Source organism: Magnetospirillum sp. ME-1 (assembly GCF_002105535.1).
In the GTDB taxonomy this organism is placed as follows: domain Bacteria; phylum Pseudomonadota; class Alphaproteobacteria; order Rhodospirillales; family Magnetospirillaceae; genus Phaeospirillum.
The window spans coordinates 748,655-772,128 of sequence record NZ_CP015848.1; the positions used below are offsets into that span (position 1 = coordinate 748,655).

At 67.0% G+C, this 23,474-nt stretch carries 19 protein-coding genes and 1 pseudogene; 19 read left to right on the plus strand and 1 reads right to left on the minus strand.

Features of this window, described 5'->3' with window-relative positions; genetic code table 11:
- Positions 1 to 101 precede the first annotated feature (101 nt).
- From WV31_RS03410 to WV31_RS03495, 19 genes and pseudogenes are all read left to right on the plus strand, one after another.
- Positions 102 to 923, plus strand: coding sequence for a peptidylprolyl isomerase (locus WV31_RS03410; protein WP_085372270.1), 822 nt, complete (start codon positions 102 to 104; stop codon positions 921 to 923).
- Between the two features lie 73 nt (positions 924 to 996).
- On the plus strand, positions 997 to 2,229 hold the full coding sequence (gene argJ / locus WV31_RS03415; protein WP_085372271.1) for a bifunctional glutamate N-acetyltransferase/amino-acid acetyltransferase ArgJ: 1,233 nt from the start codon (positions 997 to 999) through the stop codon (positions 2,227 to 2,229).
- A gap of 91 nt (positions 2,230 to 2,320) precedes the next feature.
- Positions 2,321 to 2,716, plus strand: a pseudogene (locus tag WV31_RS22805) (GNAT family N-acetyltransferase); the annotation flags it as partial.
- A gap of 102 nt (positions 2,717 to 2,818) precedes the next feature.
- Positions 2,819 to 3,232 carry an 8-oxo-dGTP diphosphatase MutT gene (gene mutT, locus WV31_RS22810; protein WP_442915565.1) on the plus strand — a complete coding sequence of 138 codons (414 nt, stop codon included), beginning with the start codon at positions 2,819 to 2,821 and terminating at the stop codon, positions 3,230 to 3,232.
- Positions 3,233 to 3,260: 28 nt separating this feature from the next.
- Positions 3,261 to 3,995: a competence/damage-inducible protein A gene (locus WV31_RS03425; protein ID WP_085372273.1), complete on the plus strand. Its 735-nt coding sequence runs from the start codon at positions 3,261 to 3,263 to the stop codon at positions 3,993 to 3,995.
- A 4-nt stretch (positions 3,996 to 3,999) separates the two neighbouring features.
- Positions 4,000 to 4,260 carry a hypothetical protein gene (locus WV31_RS03430; RefSeq protein WP_085372274.1) on the plus strand — a complete coding sequence of 87 codons (261 nt, stop codon included), beginning with the start codon at positions 4,000 to 4,002 and terminating at the stop codon, positions 4,258 to 4,260.
- A gap of 193 nt (positions 4,261 to 4,453) precedes the next feature.
- Positions 4,454 to 6,223, plus strand: a complete 1,770-nt coding sequence (locus WV31_RS03435) for a flagellar hook-length control protein FliK (RefSeq protein ID WP_085372275.1) — start codon at positions 4,454 to 4,456, stop codon at positions 6,221 to 6,223.
- Between the two features lie 11 nt (positions 6,224 to 6,234).
- On the plus strand, positions 6,235 to 7,041 hold the full coding sequence (locus tag WV31_RS03440; RefSeq protein ID WP_085372276.1) for a flagellar hook assembly protein FlgD: 807 nt from the start codon (positions 6,235 to 6,237) through the stop codon (positions 7,039 to 7,041).
- Between the two features lie 23 nt (positions 7,042 to 7,064).
- Positions 7,065 to 9,569 (plus strand): flagellar hook-basal body complex protein, encoded by a 2,505-nt coding sequence (locus WV31_RS03445; RefSeq protein WP_085372277.1) that lies wholly within the window; start codon positions 7,065 to 7,067, stop codon positions 9,567 to 9,569.
- A gap of 206 nt (positions 9,570 to 9,775) precedes the next feature.
- Positions 9,776 to 11,437 (plus strand): flagellar basal-body MS-ring/collar protein FliF, encoded by a 1,662-nt coding sequence (gene fliF / locus WV31_RS03450; protein WP_085372278.1) that lies wholly within the window; start codon positions 9,776 to 9,778, stop codon positions 11,435 to 11,437.
- A 12-nt stretch (positions 11,438 to 11,449) separates the two neighbouring features.
- Positions 11,450 to 12,469: a flagellar motor switch protein FliG gene (gene fliG, locus WV31_RS03455; RefSeq protein ID WP_068428276.1), complete on the plus strand. Its 1,020-nt coding sequence runs from the start codon at positions 11,450 to 11,452 to the stop codon at positions 12,467 to 12,469.
- Between the two features lie 3 nt (positions 12,470 to 12,472).
- The gene (locus tag WV31_RS03460; protein ID WP_085372279.1) at positions 12,473 to 13,150 is read left to right on the plus strand and encodes a FliH/SctL family protein; all 678 of its coding nucleotides are present in this window, start codon (positions 12,473 to 12,475) and stop codon (positions 13,148 to 13,150) included.
- Positions 13,151 to 13,162: 12 nt separating this feature from the next.
- Positions 13,163 to 13,492, plus strand: coding sequence for a flagellar motor switch protein FliN (fliN, locus tag WV31_RS03465; protein ID WP_085372280.1), 330 nt, complete (start codon positions 13,163 to 13,165; stop codon positions 13,490 to 13,492).
- 26 nt (positions 13,493 to 13,518) lie between these two features.
- Positions 13,519 to 14,895: a sigma-54-dependent transcriptional regulator FlbD gene (gene flbD, locus WV31_RS03470; protein ID WP_085372281.1), complete on the plus strand. Its 1,377-nt coding sequence runs from the start codon at positions 13,519 to 13,521 to the stop codon at positions 14,893 to 14,895.
- Positions 14,896 to 14,899: 4 nt separating this feature from the next.
- Positions 14,900 to 17,011 (plus strand): flagellar biosynthesis protein FlhA, encoded by a 2,112-nt coding sequence (gene flhA, locus WV31_RS03475; protein WP_085372282.1) that lies wholly within the window; start codon positions 14,900 to 14,902, stop codon positions 17,009 to 17,011.
- Positions 17,012 to 17,141: 130 nt separating this feature from the next.
- Positions 17,142 to 18,143 (plus strand): GTP-binding protein, encoded by a 1,002-nt coding sequence (locus tag WV31_RS03480; RefSeq protein ID WP_085372283.1) that lies wholly within the window; start codon positions 17,142 to 17,144, stop codon positions 18,141 to 18,143.
- Positions 18,140 to 18,937, plus strand: coding sequence for a MinD/ParA family protein (locus WV31_RS03485; RefSeq protein ID WP_011382940.1), 798 nt, complete (start codon positions 18,140 to 18,142; stop codon positions 18,935 to 18,937). The genes WV31_RS03480 and WV31_RS03485 overlap by 4 nt, the downstream gene beginning before the upstream one ends.
- Before the next feature lie 4 nt (positions 18,938 to 18,941).
- Complete coding sequence (locus WV31_RS03490) at positions 18,942 to 20,711, plus strand: DNA polymerase III (protein ID WP_085372284.1); 1,770 nt, start codon at positions 18,942 to 18,944, stop codon at positions 20,709 to 20,711.
- 81 nt (positions 20,712 to 20,792) lie between these two features.
- Complete coding sequence (locus tag WV31_RS03495; protein ID WP_085372285.1) at positions 20,793 to 22,292, plus strand: DnaJ domain-containing protein; 1,500 nt, start codon at positions 20,793 to 20,795, stop codon at positions 22,290 to 22,292.
- Between the two features lie 132 nt (positions 22,293 to 22,424).
- Here the strand turns inward: WV31_RS03495 and WV31_RS03500 are convergent, their stop codons facing one another.
- Complete coding sequence (locus WV31_RS03500; RefSeq protein WP_085372286.1) at positions 22,425 to 23,411, minus strand: cyclic nucleotide-binding domain-containing protein; 987 nt, start codon at positions 23,409 to 23,411, stop codon at positions 22,425 to 22,427.
- Positions 23,412 to 23,474: the final 63 nt, after the last annotated feature.

Here is a 23,474-nt window from a genome sequence, read left to right on the forward strand (position 1 = left end):
TTGTGCCGCCCGCCCGGTTATGGTTCAACCGCTGGCACTGATGTCTCGGCCGTGGACGCCCTTCCGGCGCCCAGACCACCGACGAGAAGGAAAGATCGCTCATGAAGATGCTGTTCGCGCGCCGCCCCATGCTCGCCCTGTCCCTGGCGGCCGGGCTGGCCGCCAGCCCGGCGTTCGCCGCCGACACCGTTGTCGCCAACGTCAACGGCTCCGACATCAAGATGTCGCAGCTGGCCGAATACGGCCGTCAGATGGGCCCCCAGGCCCCCTACGAGGCGGTGCTCGAGGTCGCCATCAACAACCAGCTGGTCTATGAGCTGGCCAAGAAGGAAAAGATGGATTCCGACCCCGACGTCAAGGCGGCGCTGAAGCGGGTCGAGACCCAGCTGATGGCCCAGGCCCTGATGCAGAAGAAGGTGCGTGGCGCCGTCACCGACGAGGCCATCAAGGCCCGCTACGACATGGCCGTGAAGAACTTCCAGCCGCAGGAAGAAGTGCGCGCCCGCCACATCCTGGTGGAAACCGAGGAAGGTGCGCGCTCGATCATCGCCGACCTGAGCCGCGGCACGGACTTCGGCGAGCTGGCCAAGAGCCGCTCCTCCGACAAGGGGTCGGGCCAGATGGGCGGCGACCTCGGCTATTTCGTCAAGGACGCCATGGTGCCGGAATTCTCCGCCGCCGCCTTCGCCATGCGCCCCGGCGAGGTCTCCAAGACCCCGGTGAAGAGTCAGTTCGGCTATCACGTCATCAAGGTCGAGGACAAGCGCATGGCCACGATCCCGCCCTTCGACCAGGCCAAGCCCGTGATCGCCCGGCAGATCGCCGAGGACATCCAGGAAAAGATGGTCGTCGAGCTGCGCGAAAAGGCCAAGATCAAGCGGTTCAAGCCCGATGGCTCGCCGCTGGAAGCGGCCAAGAAGTAAAAGCCTCCAACGGGCCCGGCCAGTTAAAAGCGGCCGGGCCTTTTACCTTCGCGAATACGGAAAACGCCCCGCCATGAGCACCGCCATCTCCCCGCTTGCGCCCAAGAGCTTTCCCGACATGCCCGTCATCAAAGGCGTCCGGCTGGCCAGCCACGCCTGCGGCGTGCGCTATGCCGGGCGCACCGACCTCCTGATGGTCGAGATGGACAAGGGCACCGCCGCCGCCGGCGTCTTCACCCGCTCGCTCACCGCCTCGGCCCCGGTGGAATGGTGCCGCGCCGCCGTGGCCAAGGGCTCGGCCCGCGCCCTGGTGGTCAATTCCGGCAACGCCAACGCCTTCACCGGCTCGGTGGGCGTCGCCTCGGTCAGGCGCACGGTGGACTCCACCGCCGCCCTGGTGGGCTGCAAGGACTCCGAGGTCTACATCGCGTCCACCGGCACCATCGGCGTGCGCCTGCCCGACGAGAAGATCACCGCGGCGCTGGCCGACGTGCGGGCCAAGCTGCAGCCCGGCAACTGGCTGGAAGCCGCCCAGGCCATCATGACCACCGACACCTATCCCAAGGGCGCCACCCGCACCGCCATGATCGACGGCACCAAGGTGGTCATCAACGGCATCGCCAAGGGCGCCGGCATGATCGCCCCCGACATGGCCACCATGCTGTCCTACGTCTTCACCGACGCCAACCTGCCGGCCGAGGTGCTGCAGGACCTGCTCTCCAGGGGCGTGGACAAGTCGTTCAATGCCATCACGGTGGATTCCGACACCTCGACCAGCGACACCCTGATGCTGTTCGCCACCGGAAAGGCCGGCAACAAGCCGATCAAGGATTCCAAGGACAAGCGTCTGGCCGATTTCAAGGCCAAGCTGTTCGACCTGCTGCTCGACCTGGCGCTGCAGGTGGTCAAGGACGGCGAGGGCGCCACCAAGTTCGTCACCATCCACGTGACCGGCGCGGCGGGCAAGCGGGCGGCCAGGACCATCGGCATGGCCATCGCCAATTCCCCCCTGGTCAAGACCGCCATCGCCGGCGAGGACGCCAATTGGGGCCGGGTGGTGATGGCGGTGGGCAAGTCGGGCGAGAAAGCCAGCCGCGACCGTCTGTCCATCCGCATGGGCGGCGTGGTGGTGGCCGACAAGGGCGAGATGGCCCACGGCTATGACGAAGCGCCCGTCACTGCCCACTTCAAGGGCCAGGATATCGTCATCGAGGTGGACGTGGGCGTGGGCAAGGGGAAGGCGACGGTCTATACTTGCGACCTGACCCATGCGTATATCGATATCAACGGGTCCTATCGCACCTGAGGCAACGAAAGAGGGAGTCATGGCGGAACGCGGTTGCCGGGAACCCGGCACGGTCTGGGCGGGACACCCGCTGCTCACCGCCCGGCTGCGCATGCGCCCGGTGGCCGACAGGGACCTGGACGCCCTGGTGGCGCTGCTGGGCGACTGGGACGTGGTGCGGCTGACCGCCGCCATTCCCCATCCCTACGGCCTGGATGACGCCAAGGCCTTCGTCGCCAACCAGGAAGTCCGCCGCATCGAGGGCAGGGGCGCGGCCCTGGCGCTCGAACGCACCACCGATGGCGTACTGGTCGGCATCATGGGCTTCGGGCTGGAGCGGGACGGCACGCCCGAACTGGGCTATTGGATCGGCAAGGATTTCTGGGGCCAGGGCTATGCCACCGAGGCCGCCCACCGCCTGATCCGCCACCTGTTCGACACCCTGGGCTTCGAGCGGGTCTGGGCCCATTTCCATCCCGACAACGCCGCCTCGAAGCGGGTGCTGGAAAAGGTGGGGCTCACCTTCCACCACGTGGACACCTGCCCCATGCCGGCCCGGGGCGAAAGCGTGGTCGCCCCCGTCTTCCATCTGCGCAAGGCCGAATGGGAAATGGCCCGCAGCTTGCGCCCCACCCTGCTGGTGGTGGCCGCCGCCCTGGTGGACGGCGACGGCCGCGTGCTGATGGCGTCGCGTCCCGCCGGCAAGGCCATGGCCGGCCTGTGGGAGTTCCCCGGCGGCAAGATCCATGAGGGCGAAACCCCGGAAAGCGCCCTGGTGCGCGAGCTGGAGGAGGAACTGGGCATCGACGTACGGGAAAGCTGCCTGGCGCCCGTCGCCTTCGCCTCCCATGACTACGACACCTTCCACCTGCTGATGCCGCTCTATCTGGTGCGGGTGTGGAAGGGCAATCCCGCCGCCCGCGAGGGACAGGAACTGCGCTGGGTGCGCGCCGCCCGCTTGGGCGACCTGCCCATGCCGCCCGCCGACATCCCTCTGGTCGCCATCCTGCGGGAGTGGGTATAATACCATTCCCTGATACGGGAGTGCGGTCATGGCCAATGCGGCGATCCTGGTGATCGGCAACGAGATCCTGTCGGGACGTACCCAGGATTCCAACGTCGCCTTTCTGGGCAAGGAACTGGCGGAGCGCGGCATCCGGCTTGCCGAAGTGCGCATCGTCAGGGACGACCAGGCGGCCATCGTCGCCGCCCTGGACGCGCTTCGGTCCGCGTACACCTACGTCTTCACCTCGGGCGGCATCGGCCCCACCCACGACGACATCACCTCGGCTGCGGTGGCCAAGGCCTTTGGCGTGGCCCTGGAGCGCAACCCCGAAGCCGTCCGCCGCCTGCAAAGCCGCTACGGCGAAGGCGAACTCAACGCCGCCCGCCTGAAGATGGCGGAAATCCCCGAAGGCGCCGCGCTGATCGACAACCCCATCAGCCAGGCCCCCGGCTTCCGCATGGGCAACGTCTTCGTGATGGCCGGGGTGCCGTCGATCCTGCGGGCCATGTTCGAGGGAATACGCGGCACGCTGGCCGAAGGGCCGCCCCAGATGTCGCGCTCGATCACCTTGTCCGTGCGGGAAGGCGATCTGGCCGAAGGACTGACCCGCATCCAGGACCGCCATCCCGAGGTGGAGGTGGGCTCCTATCCCTCCTTCACCGAGGGCCGCTCCCTGGTCACCATCGTGGCGCGCGGCGTCGACGCCCACATGCTGGACAGCGTCATGGTCCAGACCCGCGCCCTGGCCACCGAACTGGGCGCCGCCATCGCCGAGGGGTGAGGCCATGACGCAGAAGGAACGCGAACCCCTGCAATTCCTGGCCCAGCATCTGTGCTACGGCCTCGCCGCCGGGGCGACCTTCGGCGGCCTGGTGCTGGCCACCGATCTCGGCCATATCCGCACCATGGCCATGGAATCCCCCAATCCCGTCCCGGTTCTTCTCCTGCTGTTCGGCGGGCTGTTCGTCACCTTCGGCTCGGTGGCCATGGGGGTGGGAATCATGAGTCTGGCCAAGGACGATGAACGGGACCGCGACATCTACTGAACCGGCAGGCTTTTCCCCGCACCCGGCAGTTTTTTCCGTCCGGCCCCGCCCTTCTCCTTCCCCGGGGGCTCCCCCGAAAAAATAAATTTCAATATTTTCAATGCATTAACCGAGTTGGCACAACTTGGCCCGCCGCTTGCTGAGGAATGGACGCGACAGACCGTTCGCAAGCCCATTTCGCGGGGACAAGACCATGACCGTGCAAACCATCGACAAGCGTGCAGTACCCGAAGCCAACATGACTGCGGTCTCCCAGGACAAGCAGCAGGCCGGCATGTCGGCGGAAGACGCCTTCCTTTCGGTGTTGCAGCAGACCACCCAGCGCTTCGCCGGCGTCAACGGCAAGCTGGGCGGCCTGACTTCGGGCGACAAGGTCCTGTCCGAACACATCACCCGCCTGCACATGGAAGTGAAGGTGGACGCCAAGGACGCCCGCCAGGACGCCCAGCCCGACGCCAAGGACGCCCGTCCCGCCGTCAAGGCCGACAAGCCGTCCCGTGCCACCGGCAACACTGCGGCCAATGCCCGCAAGAGCGACGACGCCCAACCCGCTTCGGCCCCGGCTCCGGTCAAGAATGACGGCGACACCGCCTCCGTCCAGACCGCCGACACCGACGCCTCCGGCGAGGACGCCTCGGCCCAGGACGACGACACCATCCAGGCTCCCGCCGAGGCCAAGGCCAAGGACGATGAACAGGTCGTCGTCGCCATCGACGTGACCATCACCGAGACCGTCCAGGTCGTACAGGTGGACACCTCCGACGACGCCCCCACCCTGGACCTCAACGCCCTGGCCCAGAACGTGAAGGCCCAGTTGGCCGGCACCGAGGACGGCAAGGCCGAGAAAAGCCCCCTGGCCGGTCTGTCCGCCGACGACCGCCAGCGCATCACCGATCTGCAGAACCGTCTGGTCAACGACGTCGAGGACGGCGACATGGAAGACGCGCTCGACGCCGCCACCGAACTGGTCAACCAGATGATCTCCAAGGTGGGCCAGCACAAGGCCGCCGCCGAGGCCACCACCACCGGTCAGATGGAGGATCTGGCCGATCAGCAGGCCCGTGATCTGGCCGCCTTGCTGGCCGGCTCCAACGTCCACATGGACATCAAGGTTCAGACCAAGACCGCCGATTCCACCCCCGTCACCCAGGCGGCCGCCACGGTGGTCGAGACCTTCTCGCTGCTCGACCTCGCCGCCCAGACGGCGGGTGCCCAGGGCAACGGCCAGGACCAGCAGACCGGCCAGGGCTTCGCCTCCAACCAGGACGCCGCCGCCGCCGTCGTCCAGGCCGATCCCACGCCGACCCAGGACACGGGCGCCGCCACGGCGACCGAGGCCGAGACCCGCCCCTTCGCCGCCATCCTGGCCGCCCAGGTCGAAGCCTCCACCGCCGAGGATGCCGCCCCCGAACAGCGCACCGTCGCCGGCCTCGCCGGGGTGGGCTCGACCCAGGCCGCCGACAAGGCGTCGGCCGGCCAGGCCGCCCAGTCCGCGGCGCGGACGCCGCGCACCCAATTGCAGGCCCAGGTGATGGAGCAGGTCTCCGTCCAGATCGACAAGCAGGTCAAGGACGGCGCCGACACCATCAAAATCCAGTTGAAGCCCCATGAGCTGGGCAAGATCGAGATCAAGCTGGAGGTCAGCAGCGATGGCCGTGTCTCGGCCACCGTCACCGCCGACAAGCCCGAAACCCTCGCCATGCTGCAAAAGGATGCCAAGGGGCTGGAAAAGGCCCTGGAAGACGCCGGGCTCAAGCCCGACAGCACCGCCACCAGCTTCAGCCTGAAGGGCGGCGAGCAGCAGCAGAACGCCGATCGCGGCAACAACAACACCCGCTCCCGCCGTGGCCGCAACCGCCAGGCCGCCGGCGGCGACGATGCCCAGCTGGCCGGCGCCGGCGCGGCCCAGGCCGCCCGCGGCCGCACCCTGGGCGGACGCTCCGGCGTCGATATCTCGGTGTAGGAGCCAGTCCGATGACCACCATCGACACATCAGCCACCGCCGCCAATGCCGCTTCCGCCGCCACCGGCTCGGCCGCGGGCAAGGCGACCCTGGGCAGCAACTTCAACACCTTCCTGACCATGCTGACCACTCAGCTGAAGCATCAGGATCCGCTGTCGCCCATGGACTCGACCCAGTTCACCAACCAGCTGGTCCAGTTCTCCAGCGTCGAGCAGCAGATCAACGCCAATTCCAACCTGGAAAAGCTGATCAAGCTGCAGCAGACCTCGCAGACCAGCCAGGGCATCAACTATCTCGGCCAGACGGTCGAGATGTCGGGCACCGATCTGCCGCTGCAGGACGGCGCCGCGTCGCTGACCTATACGCTTCCCAAGGAAGCCCGCGACGTGAAGATCGCCATCCGGGATTCGTCGGGCGCGGTGGTCAAGACCATCAACGGCGAGACCAAGGCCGGGGCCCACAGCCTCGACTGGGACGGCAAGAACTCGTCGGGTACCCAGTTGGATGACGGCCGCTATTCCATCACGGTGACGGCCACCGCCGCCGACGGATCGAGCATCACCACCACCAGCACCACCTTCGGGCGGGTCACCAAGGTCACCAACGACGCCACCAGCGGCACCACCCTGGTGATGGCCGCCGGGACCAAGGGCAACGACATCTCGCTCTCCATGGATAAGGTGGTCAGCGTCAAGGACAACACCAGCAGCATCAACACCGCCCAGTTGAATGCCGCGAACGCCCAATACCAGGCCGCACTGGCGCAGCTTAATGCGCTGAAGGCCGCAACGAACAACACCGGCTCGAGCAGCCAGTAAGAATTTAGGATCAGGAGGATATCATGAGCTTGTACGGCGCATTGTTCTCGGGTGTCTCCGGTCTGGCTTCTCAGTCCAGCGCCATGGGAGCCATCTCGGACAACATCACCAACGTGAACACCACCGGCTACAAGGGTGCCAAGGTCAACTTCCAGACCCTGGTGACCAAGCAGGTCTCCCTGACCACCTATTCGCCGGGCGGCGTGCAGTCAAAGCCCCGCGCGGCCATCGACAACCAGGGCCTTCTGCAGGCCACGTCCAACTCCACCGACCTGGCCCTGTCGGGCCAAGGCATGTTCGTGGTCAACACCGACCCCGATCCCGCCACCTCGGGCAACGGCATGTTCGCCTATACCCGCGCCGGGTCGTTCAAGGTGGACAAGGAAGGCTATCTGCAGAACGTGTCGGGCTTCTATGTCCAGGGCTGGCCGCTGCAGCCCACCAACAACAACGTTCTGGCCAAGCCGACCGAACTGACCGTGGACGGCAACACCTATATGAAGGCCTACAAGCAGGCCGACGGCACCTTCCACTACGTCAACCAGAACATCATCAACCCGCAGGAAGTGAAGTCCCTCAATCTGAAGACCATCGGCGGCACCGCCGACCAGACCACTCAGATCAAGATGGGCGCCAACCTGCCGTCGGGCGACACCATCTACAACCCGGCCAGCACCTCGTCGTCCGGCTATCACCAGACCAGCGTGCTGATCTACGACTCGCTCGGCGACACCCACAATTTCAACGTCAACTGGACGAAGACCAATTCGAACCAGTGGGACGTGGAAACCAAGAGCAACTTCTACTCGGTGTCCACCACGCTGACCGACGTCAAGCAGAACTCGACCGCAACTCTCAAGCTCTATGGCGACGCCGCCGGCAACACCTCGAACGGCGTCTCCACGTTGCTTGCCTCGGGTACGGCGCTTGGCTATTTCGCCAGCACCGGGGCCATCGCCATGCCCACGGGCACGCTCGCCAGCAGTAACGTGCTGCCCGTCGGCACCATCCTCAACGTTTCGGGAGCATCGGGCACCGCCAGCACCAACAATGGCGATTGGTACGTCAAGACCGCCTTGACCACCAGCCCGACCATCACGGACACCGCATCCACCTCGATTACGATCGAAGTCGGGGGAGCCACGAAGAACTACACCGGGTCCTTCACGGCCGCGGGTCCGAACCTCGACTTCACGGGCGATGCCTCGTACTCGGCCAGCCTCTTCTCGGCGGGCGACTACATCAAGGTCAGCAACACCCTCAGCGGCACGGCGAATACCGGCTATTACAAGGTCACCGGCACCCCCGCAACCGACGCCCCCAAGCTGTTTCTGACCCCTGCCGACTACATCGTCACCTCCACCGCCCCCTATCTGGACCAGCGTGGCGTCACCCCGCCGTCGGGTGCCGCATCCATGGACATCCTGGATCAATCCAATCCGTCTCTCGTCTATGCCAGCCAGGCCAGAATCGACTTCTCCGCCTCGTCGTTCTCCGACGTTCAGTCGCTGAATGCCAAGAGCTTCTCCATCACCATCAACGGCTACGATCTGAACGTCTATTTCGACACCACCGGCACGAAAGCACCGGCGGCGGGCCGGGAAGTCGTCATCAACCTCAACAACGTCAACTACACCTCGGGCGCGGACGTCGCCACCTTGGTGGCCCAGGCCCTGCGCAATCCGAAGAACTGGGACGAAAACACGAACGCGGGCATCGCTGCCGGCAAGACCGTCGTGGCCCTGGGCAGCACGCTGCCGCTTTTCCGGGCCAATGGCTCTACCGTGGAAATCGTCCAGCAGTCCGGCGGCCCCACCGCCAAGTTCAACTTGTCGGGCATGGGAACCTCCGTCGCCCAGTCGCAGACCCGCAACTGGAGCTCGGCCATTCCTTCGGTCGATACCGTGGACGGCCTCTTCTACCTGAACACCATCACCGCCACCAACCCGGCCATCACCTTCAACGGCGACGGCACGCCGAAGCAGATCAACGTCGGCAAGATGGCGGTGAACTGGGCCAACGGCGCGCAAAGCATGACCCTGGTGCCCAACGGCACCGGCGCCGACCAGCGCATCAGCTGGTTCGTGGGCAACACCTCGCAGGCCGACGGCATGACCCAGCTGGGCGGCACCTACCAGCTGGCCTATCTCAGCCAGAACGGCGCCAAGTTCGGCAACTTCTCCGGCGTGTCCGTGGGCACCGATGGCGTGGTCACCGCCCTGTTCGACAACGGTGTCCGCCGCCCGGTGTTCCAGATCCCGGTGGCCACCTTCACCAACCCCAACGGCCTGGAATCGCTGACCGGCAATTCCTGGATCGAGACCAACACGTCGGGCACCTACACCCTGCGCCAGGCCAACAACGCGGGCGCCGGCTCGGTGCAGTCGGCCTCGCTGGAAGCCTCGACCGTGGATATCGGCGCCGAGTTCACCACCATGATCGTGACCCAGCGCGCCTACTCGGCGGCGGCCAAGATCATCACCACTGCCGACCAGATGCTGGACGAGCTGGTGCAGATCAAACGTTAACCGTCCAATCCCTGAACCTGCTTCCTAACACCCAACCGGCGGCCAGAAGGCCGCCGGTTTAGTGTTTCGCGCCTCCCCGACTACACAAAAACCCCACCCGGCAAAAATTGCCGGGCGTTAACCATCTCTTCAGCGGCAAGACCTTAGTCTGTCCTCTGGACGCGCCTGCCGGCCGGCGGCGTGCGCGTGCATCCGATGGAGACGACGTGAACGCATTCCTGCAGATGCTGCGCGGCCTGGGGCCCATGCGGCTGGCCGCCATCGCTGGCGTCGGTGTCAGCATCCTGGGCTTCTTCATCTATCTGATGAGCCGCGTCGCCGCGCCGCAGATGGAGCTGCTTTACGGCGATCTCGACCTGGGCGATTCCAAGGCGATCATCGAGAAGCTGACCGCCGACAAGGTCCCCTACGAACTCCGCAAGGACGGCACAGAGGTCTGGGTGCCCAAGGACCGCAAGCTGGACCTGCGCGTGCGCATGGCCGAACAGGCGCTGCCCGCCGGCGGCCGCATGGCCGGCTACGAGCTGTTCGACAAGCAGGACGCCCTGGGCTCCACCAGCTTCCAGCAGAACATCACCATGGTCCGCGCCCTGGAAGGCGAGCTGTCCAAGACCATCCGCTCCATCGACAAGGTCAAGGCCGCCCGCGTCCACCTGGTGCTGCCCAAGCGCGAGGCCTTCTCGCGCGATACCCAGGAACCGTCGGCCTCGGTGATCATCAAGATGAACGGCGCCCAGCGCCTGGACAAGGGCCAGGTCAGCGCCATCCAGCACCTGATCGCGGCCGCCGTGCCTAAGATGAAGCCGTCGCGCATCTCCATCGTCGACGACAAGGGCACCCTGCTGGCCAAGGGCTTCGAGAATTCCAAGGAATATCAGGCCCAAAGCGCCGAGGAAATGAAGGTCAAGACCGAGGCCAAGCTGGTCAAGACCATCGAGGACCTGCTGGAGCGCTCGCTGGGTCCGGGCCGCGTGCGCGCCGAGGTCACGGTGGACATGGACATGAGCCATGCCACCACCACCGAGGAAACCTTCGATCCCGAGACCAAGGTGGTCCGCTCCCAGGTCACCGTCAACGAGGGCGAGCAGAGCCAGGACGCCGAGCCCACCCCGGTCACCGTGCAGCAGAACCTGCCCGATCCCAACGCCTCGTCCTCGGGCAACATCCGCACGTCCACCAAGATCAACAAGAACCAGGAAACCGTGAACTACGAGATCTCGCGCAAGACCAAGAGCACGGTGCGCGAGATCGGCGAGATCAGAAAGGTTTCCGCCGCCGTCATCGTCGACGGCGTGCGCGAGCAATCGGCCGACGGCAAGCAGACCTCGTACCGCGACCGCACGGCGGAAGAGCTGTCGCAGATCGAGGCGCTGGTCAAATCCGCCATCGGCTACACCAAGGACCGCGACGATCAGGTCAAGGTCGCCTCCATGCCCTTCTACAAGGGCGAGGAACTGCTCCAGGCCGAGGAACCCGGCGAGTTCATCTTCGGCATGCGCCGCGACTTCGTCGAGAAGGTGGCGTCGAACCTGGGCCTGTCCGTGGTCGCCATCCTGTTCCTGCTCCTGGTGCTGCGCCCGCTCATCAGCCGCGCCATCGAGTCCATGCAGGGCCAGGTGGGCCCCGACGGCCGCCGCCTGCTGACCGCCGAGGGCGGCGCCATGCCGCAGCTCACCGGCCCCGGCGCGGCCGCCATGCCGGCGCCCTTGGGCGGCGAGGAAGAGGTCATCGCCGACGAGCTCATCGACATCGACAAGGTGGAAGGCCGCGTCAAGGCGTCCTCGATCCGCAAGATCGGCGAGATCGTCGACAAGCACCCGGAAGAGGCCCTGTCCATCATCCGCAACTGGCTCTACCAGGAAAGCTGAGGAGGTCTTTAGATGGCGCGCGTCAAGGAAGACTACCGCAGCCTCACCGGCCCCCAGAAGGCCGCCATGTTCATGCTGTCCTTGAACGAGGAGCACTCGTCCAAGCTGTTCGGCATGCTGGGCGACGACGAGATCAAGGAACTGTCCCAGATCATGGCGTCCTTGGGCACCGTGTCGTCCAATCTGGTGGAGCGCGTGTTCGTGGAATTCGCCGACGCGCTGTCGTCCACCGGCTCGCTGACCGGCTCGTTCGACACCACCGAACGCCTGCTGATGAAGAGCCTGCCCAAGGATCGCGTCAACTCCATCATGGAGGAAATCCGCGGTCCCGCCGGCCGTACCATGTGGGACAAGCTGGGCAACGTGTCCGAGCAGGTGCTGGCCAACTACCTGAAGAACGAATACCCCCAGACCGTCGCCGTGGTGCTGGCCAAGATCAAGCCCGACCACGCGTCGCGCGTGCTGGCCATCCTGCCCGAGAACTTCGCCATGGAAGTCATCATGCGCATGCTGCGCATGGAGGCGGTGCAGAAGGAAGTGCTCGACGGCGTGGAAAAGACCCTGAGGACCGAGTTCATGACCAACCTCGCCCGCACCCAGCGCCGCGACGCCCACGAACTGATGGCCGACATCTTCAACAACCTGGACCGCAACACCGAAAACCGGTTCATGTCGGCCCTGGAAGAGCGCAACCGCGAAAGCGCCGAGAAGATCAAGGCGCTGATGTTCACCTTCGACGACCTCACCCGCATCGACGCCGCCGGTATCCAGGTGCTGCTGCGCTCGGTGGAAAAGGACAAGCTGGCCATCGCGCTCAAGGGCGGCGCCGACGCCGTCAAGGAGCTGTTCTTCAAGAACATGTCCGAACGCGCCGGCAAGATGCTGCGTGAAGACATGGAGGCGCTGGGTCCGGTGCGCTTGCGCGACGTGGATCAGGCCCAGGCGGCCATCGTGGTCATGGCCAAGGAACTGGCGGCATCGGGACAGATCGTCATCTCCGAAGGCCGCGAGGAAGACGAGCTGGTGTACTAATCCATGGCATACCAGAAATACATGTTCGACCTGGATTTCGGTCCGCCGCCGGCCAACCGGCCCAAGGCGGCCGAACCGGCCGAGGATGCCTATCAGACCGAGGCCGAGCCCGAGCCGCCGCCGCCGCCTACCTTCACCGAGGAGGACCTCCAGGTGGTGCGCGAGGCCGCCTACGAGGAGGGCCACCGCAACGGCATGGCCGAGGCCAACGAGACCCAGCAGGCCCTGCTGGCCGCCTCGCTGGAGCGGGTGTCCAACGCGCTGGCCATGCTGGACAACGCCCAGGCCGACGCCAACGACACCAACCAGCGGGTGGCCGCCCGCGTGGCCATGGCGGTGCTGAAAAAGGTGCTGCCCGCCGCCTGCGAGCAGAACGCCTTCGAGGAGATCGTGCGGACCGTCCACGAATGCCTGGGCCATGTGCTCGACGAGCCGCGCATCATCGTCCGGGTGGATTCCGCACTGGTCGATCCCATGCGCGAACGCCTGGAGCAGACCGCCATCGAACACGGCTTCGAGGGCCGCGTGGTGGTCCAGGCCGACCCCCGGGTGGCCATCGGCGATTGCCGGGTGGAATGGACGGACGGCGGTGCCGAGCGGGATCAGGCCCGCCTGATCGCCGACATCGAAGCGGCGGTGAACCGGGCCCTGGCGCCGCCCGAAAATCGCCCGGAAGAGTAACTGGAGGTCATCATGCCCGATTTCGAACTCAACGACTTCAAGCCGGAAGGCGAAGATCAGGTAGGACGCGGCGATGTTCCGGACATGCCGCGATCGGCCCGCGACCTGGAAGCCGTCTACGACATCCCGGTGCAGGTCTCGGCGGTGCTGGGCAAGGCCACCATGCAGGTCAACCAGCTGTTGAAGCTGGGACGCGGCGCGGTGGTGGAACTGGACCGCAAGGTGGGCGAGGCCATCGACATCTACGTCAACAACCGCCTGGTGGCGCGCGGCGAGGTGGTCGTGGTGGAAGACCGCCTGGGCGTGACCATGACCGAAATCATCAAGACCGACCGGGCCTAAAAGCGCTCTAGCGGGAGAGGGACGACATGCGACTTCTGATCATCGGCACGCTCGACGGCCAGATCGGCGCCGCCAGCCAGATCGCCATGGCCCGCGGCGCCAAGGTCCGCCAGGCCGAGGACGTTCCCGCCGGCCTCGAGGTGCTGCGCACCCAGGGCGCCGATCTGGTGATGATCGACGTCAAGCGCGACATCAAGGGCCTGATCGATTCGCTGGAAGCCGAACGCATCATCGTTCCGGTGGTGGCCTGCGGCATCGCCTCCGACGCCTCGGCCGCGGTGCGCGCCATCAAGGCCGGCGCCAAGGAATACATCCCGCTGCCCCCCGACGCCGAGCTGATCGCCGCCGTCATCGCCGCCGTCACCCAGGAAAGCCACAACATCGTCTTCAAGGACCCCCGCATGGGCCAGACCTTGAAGCTGGCCGAGCAGGTGGCCAATTCCGACGCCTCCATCATGATCACCGGCGAATCCGGCACCGGCAAGGAGCTGATCGCCCGGTTCATCCACAACAAGTCCAAGCGGTCCGACAAGCGCTTCGTCGCCGTCAACTGCGCCGCCATCCCCGAGAACCTGCTGGAATCCGAGCTGTTCGGCCACGAGAAGGGTGCCTTTACCGGCGCCGTGGCGCGGCGCATCGGCAAGTTCGAGGAAGCCCAGGGCGGCACGCTGCTGCTCGACGAAATCTCCGAGATGGACGTGCGCCTGCAATCCAAGCTGCTGCGCGCCATCCAGGAGCGTGAAATCGACCGGGTGGGCGGCAACCAGCCGGTCAAGGTGGACGTGCGCATCCTGGCCACCTCCAACCGCAACATGGAGGACGAGGTCAAGAAGGGCACCTTCCGCGAAGACCTCTATTATCGCCTCAACGTGGTGACCCTGGCCCTGCCCGCGCTGCGCGAGCGCCCGCTGGACATCGGTATCCTGGCCGACCACTTCGCCAAGCGCTACACCGAGGCCAACGGCCTGCCGGCGCGGCCCATTTCCGCCGAGGTCCGCCAGCTGCTGTCGCGCCACCACTGGCGCGGCAATGTGCGCGAGCTGGAAAACACCATGCACCGCGCCGTGCTGCTGGCCAGCGGCGCCGAGATCGGGCCCGAGGCCATCATCCTGTCGGGCAACCCGGTGGGCACCAATTCCGACCCCATGGTCGCCCAGGCCGCCAACGCCGCCGCCTCGGTGATGGGCGCCAGGGGCGCCAATCTGGTGGGCAAGACGGTGGCCGAGGTCGAACGCGACCTGATCATCGACACCCTGTCCCATTGCCTGGGCAACCGCACCCACGCGGCCAACATCCTGGGCATCTCCATTCGCACCCTCCGGAACAAGCTCAAGCAGTATTCCGACGAAGGCGTCGATGTGCCGCCCCCCGCCGGCGGCGAAATCGAACGGGCCATGATCTAAAGCCATGGCAGAAGGACAGGCCCAGAGCCAAAGCGCAGGCAGGGATATCCTGGACCGCTTCGCCGCGTCGGCCCGACGCGGCGACGTGGGCCTGGCGTTCGGCATCATCGTCATCCTGATGGTGCTGATCCTGCCGCTGCCGCCGTGGCTGCTCGACATCGGCCTGGCCCTGTCTCTCACCATCTCGGTGCTGATCCTGATGGTGGCCATCTTCATCGAGAAGCCGCTGCAGTTCAGCTCGTTCCCGACGGTTCTGCTGCTCACCACCCTGATCCGGCTGGCGCTGAATCTGGCCTCGACCCGACTGATCCTGTCCCATGGCCATGAAGGCGTCGAGGGCGCCGGACAGGTGATCGCCGCCTTCGCCAGCTTCATCATGAGCGGCAGCTTCGTCATCGGCATCATCGTCTTCGCCATCCTGGTGATCGTCAATTTCGTGGTCATCACCAAGGGCTCGACCCGTATCGCCGAAGTGGCGGCGCGCTTCACCCTGGACGCCATGCCCGGCAAGCAGATGGCCATCGACGCCGACCTGTCGGCGGGCCTGTGCGACGAACCCACCGCCCGCAAGCGCCGCGCCGAGCTGGAGGGCGAATCCGCCTTCTTCGGCGCCATGGACGGCGCGTCCAAGTTCGTGCGCGGCGACGCCGTCGCCGGCCTGATGATCACCGCCATCAACGTCATCGGCGGCATGATCATCGGCATGGCGCAGCAGGGCCTGACCTTCAGCCAGGCGGCCGAGTTCTACACCAAGCTGACGGTGGGCGACGGTCTGGTCACCCAGGTCCCGGCCCTGATCGTCTCGGTGTCGGCGGGCATGCTGGTCACCAAGGCCGGCGTGCAGGAAGCGGTGGACCGCGCCCTGTTCGCCCAGCTGGCCGGCTATCCCCGCGCCGTGGGCATGGCCGGCGCGCTGATGACCCTGATGGCGCTGGTGCCCAACATGCCGTTCATTCCCTTCGCCCTCTTGGGCCTGGGCATGGGGGCTTCGGCCTTTCTGCTGGACCGCGACCAGCGGGCCAAGGCCGAGCAGCAGGTACAGGAGGCCGAAGCCGAGGCGCTGCAGCAGGCGCCGATCCCGGAAGAGCCCATCTCCACCGCGCTCAAGATCGACCACGTGCGCCTGGAGCTGGGCTATGGCCTGCTGCAGCTGATCAACACGCCCAAGGGCCAGCGCCTGACCGACCAGATCAAGTCGCTTCGCCGCGCCATCGCCACCGAGATGGGCTTCGTCATGCCGTCGGTGCGCATTCAGGACAACATGCAGCTGCCGGCCAACACCTACGTCATCCATGTGAAGGAGGTGGAGGCGGGCCGAGGCGATCTGCGCCCCGCCGCATTGCTGATCATGGACCCCCGGGGCGAGGACATCACGCTGCCGGGCGAGAAGACACGCGAGCCCACCTTCGGCCTGCCCGCCATGTGGATCGACCCCACCAACCGCGAGGAAGCGCTGTTCCGCGGCTATACCGTGGTGGACCCGCCCACCGTGATCACCACCCACCTGACCGAGGTGATCAAGGACAACATGAGCGAGCTGTTGTCCCATGCCGAGACCCAGAAGCTGCTGGACGAGCTGGACAAGGAGCACCAGAAGCTGATCGCCGAGCTGATTCCCAGCCAGATGACCATCGGCGGCCTGCAGCGGGTGCTGCAGAACCTTTTGGGCGAGCGCATCTCCATCCGCGACCTGCCCACCATCCTGGAAGGCATCGCCGAGGCCTGCGGCCATACCCGCAACGTCACCATGATCACCGAGCACGTGCGCGCCCGCCTGGCACGGCAGATCTCGGACAACAACACCGGGCCGCAGGGCTTCATCCCGCTGGTGACCCTGTCGCCGGAATGGGAGCAGGCCTTCGCCGAATCCCTGGTGGGCACCGGCGAGGAAAAGCAGATCTCCATGGCGCCGTCGCAGCTGCAGGACTTCATCAGCCGCACCCGCCAGACCTTCGAACGCTTCGCCATGCAGGGCGAGACCCCCATCCTGCTGACCAGTCCCATGGTCCGGCCCTATGTGCGTTCCATCGTCGAGCGCTTCCGGCCCATGACCGTGGTGATGAGCCAGTCGGAAATCCATCCCAAGGCCCGCATCAAGACACTGGGGCAGATCTGATGAGCGCGCAGATGTCATCCCGACGACCACCGGGAGGAGGGATCTCGTCCTGCTCCGCTCTGCCCGTTCTCCCGCCATCGTTCCAGACGGAGATCCCTCGCTCCGCTCGGGATGACATGGGGAGCGGCAAATGAGACTCAAATCCTTCACCGCGCCCACCATGGCCGAGGCCATGGAACTGGTCCGCCAGGAACTGGGCGACGACGCCATCATCGTCTCGACCCAGCGGGCGGCGGGCTCCAAGGGGGTGCGCATCACCGCCGCCCTGGAATCCGTCGATGCCGACCTGGCCGTCGCCTCCATGCTGGAGGAAGCCACCGGCGGCTCGGAAGTCTCCGAGGCGGTGCGAAAGGCGCTTTCCGAGCACAGCGTGCCCCAGCGCCTGATGGACCGGCTGGTCAACGCCGCCCAGACCTCGGGCCTGACCCAGCCGCCGCTGGCCTGCGCCGCCGCGCTGGAAGCCGGCTTCACCTTCGCCCATCTGCCCGAGCACGGGGCGCCCAGACCCTTCATGCTGGTGGGGCCCAACGGTTCGGGCAAGTCCATCGCGGCCGCCAAGCTGGCGGCGCGCTCGGTGCTGAAGCAGTGGCAGGTGGGCGTCGTCACCTGCGACAACATCCGCGCCGGCGCGGTGGAGCAGCTGGCCGCCTTCACCTCCATCCTGGAGATCGATCTGGTCCGCGCCAGGGGCCCGGAATCCCTGTCCCGGGTGGTGGAAAGCATGAACGGCATGTTCGATCTGGTGGTGATCGATTCCCCCGGTCTCAATCCCTTCAAGCAGAGCGACATGGACTACCTGCAGGCGCTGATCGAGGCCGCCGACGTCGAGCCCGTCCTGGTGATGGCCGCCGGCGGCGACCCGGAAGAGGCCGCCGAGATCGGCGAGGCCTTTGCCGCCATCGGCGCGACCCGGCTGTTCGCGTCCCGGCTCGACACCACGCGCCGCCTGGGATCGATCCTGGCGGCGGCCGAGGCCGGGCAGATGGCCTTCTGCGACGTTTCCGCCAGCCCCCACGTGGCGTCGGGCATCTCGCCCATCTCCGCCGTGGCGCTGGCGCGGCTGATCATGCCGCAATCGGCCGAGGCCGAACCCAAAGACGAAACCTTCTGGACCGAGGCATCCGCATCATGACCACGATGGAAGTTCCCACCCTGGCGCCCCGCCCCACCCTCCGGGCCAAGGGACGCAACATCGTCGCGGTGGCGTCCGGCAAGGGCGGCGTGGGCAAGACCTGGTTCTCCATCACGCTGTCCCACGCCTTGGCGCGGGCCAACCAGCGGGTGCTGCTGTTCGACGGCGATCTGGGGCTGGCCAACGTGGACATCCAGCTGGGCCTGATGCCCAAGACCGACCTGGGCAGCGTGGTGGCCGGGCGCATGACGCTGAACCAGGCGCTGACCCGCTTTCCCGAGGGTGGTTTCGACATCATCGCCGGACGCTCGGGGTCGGGCACGCTGGCCAACATTCCGCTGTCGCGGCTGCAGATGCTGGGCGACGATCTGGTGCTGCTGGCCGGCAATTACGACCGGGTGGTGGTCGACCTGGGCGCCGGCGTGGAAAAGACCACGCGCAATTTCTCGCAACAGGCCGGCACCATCATGGTGGTGACCACCGACGAGCCCACCTCGCTCACCGATGCCTACGCCTTCATCAAGGTCACCCATATGGAGCGGCCCGGCACCGACATGCGCATCGTGGTCAATATGGCCAATTCGACCCGCGAGGGCGAGCGCATCTACAACACGCTCCTGAAGGCCTGCGAGGGCTTCCTGAAGATTTCCCCGCCCCTGGCCGGCGTCATCCGCCGCGACCTCAAGGTGAGGGAGGCCATCCGCAACCAGACGCCGATCATGATGCGCTCGCCCAACGCCGAGGCCGCCGCCGACGTCGAGGCCATCGTCGAGCGCCTGATCCGCTCGCGCTAGCGCCATGTGCTCGGCCATCCCGCCGGCCCCACCCCCGGTCGCACCGCCGCCCCAGGCCAGCGCCCCGGTGGTGCTGAGCGTGGTGGCCGACAAGGGCAACGCCGAGGCACTGGCCAAGCTCCAGGCCGGAATGGTGATCGCCGCCGCCATGACCGCCGTCGAAGGCAAGGGAACCGTCCAGGTGATGACCGCCGACGGCAGTTCCCTGTCGCTCCGCCTGCCCCCCGGCCAGCCCTTGCCGCCAGACGGCGCGCAACTGGCCATGCAGTACATCTCGCAGAACGGCCTGCCCGCCTTCAAGCTGCTGTCCATCAACGGGCGGCCTGCGAGCGGCCTGCCCCTGGCCCCGCTTCAGACCGGCCTGCCCAATCTGCCCGACCTTGCCGCCCTGCTCGGGCCCGGCGGCGGGGCCAAGCCCCAGGCGGCGCCGAACGCCCTGGCCCAACCCGGCCCGGCCGGAGCGCCGGTGGTGACCTCCCCCGGACTGGCGGCGGGACCGGTGGGCCTTACCGCCACGGTAATCCGCTCCGGCCCGCACGAAGCGGTGATGCTGCCCGGGAATACCGGCACGCCGGGACTGGACATCAACCAGCCCCTGCCCGAGACGCTCTCCGGGCTGGCGTCGGGCACGCGGCTCACCGTGCGCATCGCCGCCATGGCTCCGCCGCCCCAGGGCGCGGTGAGCGGCGGCCAGCCGGTTCCCACCGCGACGGCCCAGCCCGCCGCCAGCGCCGCCCCCCCGCCACAAGGCCAGCAGGCCGCCACGCCGCAGGCCACCCCGTCCGTTCCCGCCGCCGGAATGCCGGCGGCTCCGCATACGCCCCAACTTGCCGGTCAGCCGGCTCCGGCGGCCGCCGCCGTCCCTGTTCCCGGCGGCACGCCCGCCGCCCCGCCGGCGCCCGGCCCATCCCAACCGCAGCCGACCACCACCATGCCCGCCGTGGTGCTGTCCCAGCCGGCCGGCGGCGCCGCCCTGGTGCAGAGCCCGGCAGGGGTGCTGTCGCTCAACGTCGCCTCGCCGCTGCAGGTGGGCAGCCTGCTGCGCCTGGAGGTGATCGGCCAGCCTTTGCCTCCGCCGCCCCTGGCCCCCGCCCCCAGCCCGCCCCAGGGCCTCACCCCCGGCGGCTGGCCCAGCCTGGACCAGGCGGTGGATGCCCTGATGCAGACCGACCGCCAGGCGGCCGAGCAGCTGATGCGGATGATCCCCCAGGCGGGGCCCCGGCTGGCCGCCGCCCTGTCCATGTTCGCGGGCGCGGTGCGGTCGGGTGATGCCAAGGCTCTGCTCTCCGAACCGGTGACCCGCGGGCTGGAAAAGGCCGGGCGCAAGGATCTGGCCGACAGGCTGAAGCAGGAGTTCATGGATCTGGCCGAGGATTCCGCCCGCCCCATGGGCCGCGGCGACTGGCATTCCATCACCCTGCCCTTCGCCCATGGCGCCAACATCGACCCCATCGACCTCTACGTCCACCGTCCGCCCGACGACGACGAGGGACGGGGCAAGCAGGGGGCCGAGCAGCGCTTCATCCTGGACGTGCGCATGAGCGTGCTGGGCCGCATCCAGCTGGACGGGCTGGTGCAGAAGGACCTCAAGCGCTTCGACCTGATCGTGCGCACCGCCGAGCCGTTGCCCGCCGTCCTGTGCCGCGATATTTCCGGCATCTTCGCCGAATGCGGCCAGCTGACCGGCATCAAGGGCCAGGTGTCGTTCCAGGCGGGACGGCCCTTCGTGGACCTTTTGCCGTCGGCCGCACCGGCAACGCAAATCGTGGTATGATCCCTGCGCGGCGTCTTCCCTCCCCGACCGATGGCATAGGCTTTGCTTGAAGATTCAGGAAAACCACAAGCATCGTCTGAGATGAACACCATCGCGCGCGACCCCAAAGGCTATTACGCGATCCTCGGCCTCGCCCCCGGAGCCGATGCCGGCGCCATCAAGAGCGCCTACCGTTCCCGCGTGAAGACGGTCCATCCCGACCGCAACGCCTCGAAGCGTGCGCAGGAGGAATTTCAAAGGGTTATCGAAGCCTACGGCGTGCTGAAGGACGTGGTGCGCCGGGCCGAATACGACACTTTCGGCCAGGAGGCCAGCCACGACGACGACGCCCAGGTGGCGGGCGCGCCCATCGCCTGTGGGGGCTGCGGCGCGCTGACCGCCCAGCCCCGCTACGTGATCTACCACTGGGTCCGCTCGTATCTGGTGTGGGCAAAAAACGGCACGGTAGAGGGAATTTTTTGCCGGGCATGCGCCGACCGCGCCTCTGTCCGCGCCTCGATCATCACCTGGGCCTGGGGCTGGTGGTCGCTGCCCGGATTGCTGCTCGCCCCCCTGGCGCTGTTGCGCAATCTGCTGGGCGGCACCAAGCCGCGCCACGAGAACGCCCGGGTGCTGATCCGCCAGGCCCGCGCCTTCCTTGGCCGCGGCGAGTTGGAACTGGCCCGCTCGCTGGCGCAGCAGGCCGGACGTTTCGCCCGCCTGCCCGACGACCGCGCCCGGGTCGAGGATCTGATGCACGCCACCCGCGACGTGCCCGACAACCGCCGGCTCAAGGCCCGCTGGCGCTTGAGGGGCGGCGTGTTCCTGGCCCAGGCCCTGCCCCTGATGGCCCTGCCCGTCACCGTCGGGGTCTTCGCCCTGATCGCCACCAAACCGTGGGATCTGCCGGTCGCCACCTCCGCCGCGCCCATCGCCATGCAGCCGGCCAAAAGCGGCGAAATCCGCCATGTGGCGGTGGACAGCCTGAAGGTGCGCATGGCGCCCTTGCCCGGCGCCCCGGTGCTGACCCTGCTGGACCGCTTCACCACCGTCGAGGTCGGAGCCGACCCCGTCGATCCCGAATGGGTCAAGATCAGGACGCCGTCGGGCATCGACGGCTTCGTCGAGACCCGCTCGCTCTATGCCGGATCGGGCGGGCGCTTCAAGGCGCAGTGGTGCGCCGAGAACCGGGGCGCCCAGCCCAGTGCCGGCGAAATCCTGACGAGGCGGGTCAGCGGCGACCACCGGCTGCTGGTCCACAACGAGGGCCGGCGCGACGGCGTGATCAAGTTGAAGACCCTGGCCGGCAACACGGTCACCGCCTTCTACGTGCCCGCCACCTACCATATCGGCATCGGCGGCATCCCCGAGGGCACCTACCGCATCGAATTCGCCACCGGCGCCCGCTATTCGCGCGGCTGCGGAGTGTTCCTCGACGACATGCAGGCCTCGGTGCTGCCGGTGACGCTGACCTTCAAGTACCAGTCGGCGGGAACCATCCGCTCGCTGACCAAGATCGCCGAAATCTCGCTGGCCCCCGCCCCCGACGATCCGGTCCAGCCGCAGCCGCTGCCCGCCGACCGTTTCGCGGCGGACGATTGACGGCGGGGCTTATCACCGAGTGTCATCCCGAGCGAAGTCGAGGGATCTCCGCTTGGCGCGACGGAACCAATTCTGAAATATCGCCCCAGGATGAGATCCCTCGCTTGCGCTCGGGATGACAAATCGAAGCGCCTACTTCCCCGCCCGTTTCTTTTCCAGGGTGGCCCGCACCTGCCCCAGCTCGCGTCCCATCTTGCGGATGTCGTAAAGCAGGGTTTCCAGCACCAGGATCACCAGATCGGGCGTCTTGCCGATCTGGGATTTCAGCGCCGCCATGGGAATCACCAGGCAGGTGGTGTCCTCGGCGGCCATGGCGGACGCCATGCGCGGCTCGTTGTCGATCAGGGCCATCTCGCCGAACACCCCGTTGGCGCCGATCTGGCCGAGCGTGACCTTCTGGCCGCCCACCGTCTTGAAGATGGAGACCTTGCCGTTTTCCACCACATAGGCCATGTCGCCGGGATCACCTTCGTTGAAGATGACCTGGCCGGCGTGAAACTTCTTGCGCCCCGTCCGTTCCTGGGCGGGCTTGGGCGCCTGGACCACCGGGGCGTGGGGCGCGGCGGCGGGGCGCGCCGGCGGGGTGGCGCCCATGGGCACCACCAGGGGCAGCGGCTTGACCAGGGGGGCGGCGACGCGGCGCTCGGCCACGCCGGGCGGCGGCCGCGACAGCAGCCGGCGGTCCGGCCCCTTGAAGGACGCGGTGCGCACGAAGGCCTTGGGATTGACCAGGGCGTTGCGAATGCGGCGGAACAGGGAATCCGTGGACATGGGCTTGACCAGGAATTCGTTCACGCCGGCGCCCCGGGCCTGGAACACCACCTCGGTCGCCGATTCGGCGCTCATCATGATGATGGCCACGTCGTCGCAGGCCACCATGTCGCCGGCCCGCACGAAGCGGGTGAAATCGATGCCGTCCATGGGCGACATGTCGTGATCGACGATGACCAGATGCACCGGCTGCTGCCCCAGAATCTCCAGCCCCGTGGGGCCGTCGCCCGCCTCGAGGATGGTCTTGATGCCGAAGGATTGCAGCGCGGTCTTGATGAACGACCGGGCATAGCGCGAATCGTCGATGATGAGCGCAGTGATCGGGCTCAGATCGACATCGATGTTCATCCGGACGTTCCCTCCACCCGCTGGTCCCCTGAGGTTAGCCAGGGCGCGGGCATCTGCCAAGCC

Bases quoted from the DNA above. Each gene is read 5' to 3' on its own strand.
- WV31_RS03410 (WP_085372270.1), top strand. From the start codon at position 102: ATGAAGATGCTGTTCGCGCGCCGCCCCATGCTCGCCCTGTCCCTGGCG.
- argJ (WP_085372271.1), top strand. From the start codon at position 997: ATGAGCACCGCCATCTCCCCGCTTGCGCCCAAGAGCTTTCCCGACATG.
- mutT (WP_442915565.1), top strand. From the start codon at position 2,819: ATGGCCCGCAGCTTGCGCCCCACCCTGCTGGTGGTGGCCGCCGCCCTG.
- WV31_RS03425 (WP_085372273.1), top strand. From the start codon at position 3,261: ATGGCCAATGCGGCGATCCTGGTGATCGGCAACGAGATCCTGTCGGGA.
- WV31_RS03430 (WP_085372274.1), top strand. From the start codon at position 4,000: ATGACGCAGAAGGAACGCGAACCCCTGCAATTCCTGGCCCAGCATCTG.
- WV31_RS03435 (WP_085372275.1), top strand. From the start codon at position 4,454: ATGACCGTGCAAACCATCGACAAGCGTGCAGTACCCGAAGCCAACATG.
- WV31_RS03440 (WP_085372276.1), top strand. From the start codon at position 6,235: ATGACCACCATCGACACATCAGCCACCGCCGCCAATGCCGCTTCCGCC.
- WV31_RS03445 (WP_085372277.1), top strand. From the start codon at position 7,065: ATGAGCTTGTACGGCGCATTGTTCTCGGGTGTCTCCGGTCTGGCTTCT.
- fliG (WP_068428276.1), top strand. From the start codon at position 11,450: ATGGCGCGCGTCAAGGAAGACTACCGCAGCCTCACCGGCCCCCAGAAG.
- WV31_RS03460 (WP_085372279.1), top strand. From the start codon at position 12,473: ATGGCATACCAGAAATACATGTTCGACCTGGATTTCGGTCCGCCGCCG.
- fliN (WP_085372280.1), top strand. From the start codon at position 13,163: ATGCCCGATTTCGAACTCAACGACTTCAAGCCGGAAGGCGAAGATCAG.
- flbD (WP_085372281.1), top strand. From the start codon at position 13,519: ATGCGACTTCTGATCATCGGCACGCTCGACGGCCAGATCGGCGCCGCC.
- flhA (WP_085372282.1), top strand. From the start codon at position 14,900: ATGGCAGAAGGACAGGCCCAGAGCCAAAGCGCAGGCAGGGATATCCTG.
- WV31_RS03480 (WP_085372283.1), top strand. From the start codon at position 17,142: ATGAGACTCAAATCCTTCACCGCGCCCACCATGGCCGAGGCCATGGAA.
- WV31_RS03485 (WP_011382940.1), top strand. From the start codon at position 18,140: ATGACCACGATGGAAGTTCCCACCCTGGCGCCCCGCCCCACCCTCCGG.
- WV31_RS03490 (WP_085372284.1), top strand. From the start codon at position 18,942: ATGTGCTCGGCCATCCCGCCGGCCCCACCCCCGGTCGCACCGCCGCCC.
- WV31_RS03495 (WP_085372285.1), top strand. From the start codon at position 20,793: ATGAACACCATCGCGCGCGACCCCAAAGGCTATTACGCGATCCTCGGC.
- WV31_RS03500 (WP_085372286.1), bottom strand. From the start codon at position 23,411: ATGAACATCGATGTCGATCTGAGCCCGATCACTGCGCTCATCATCGAC.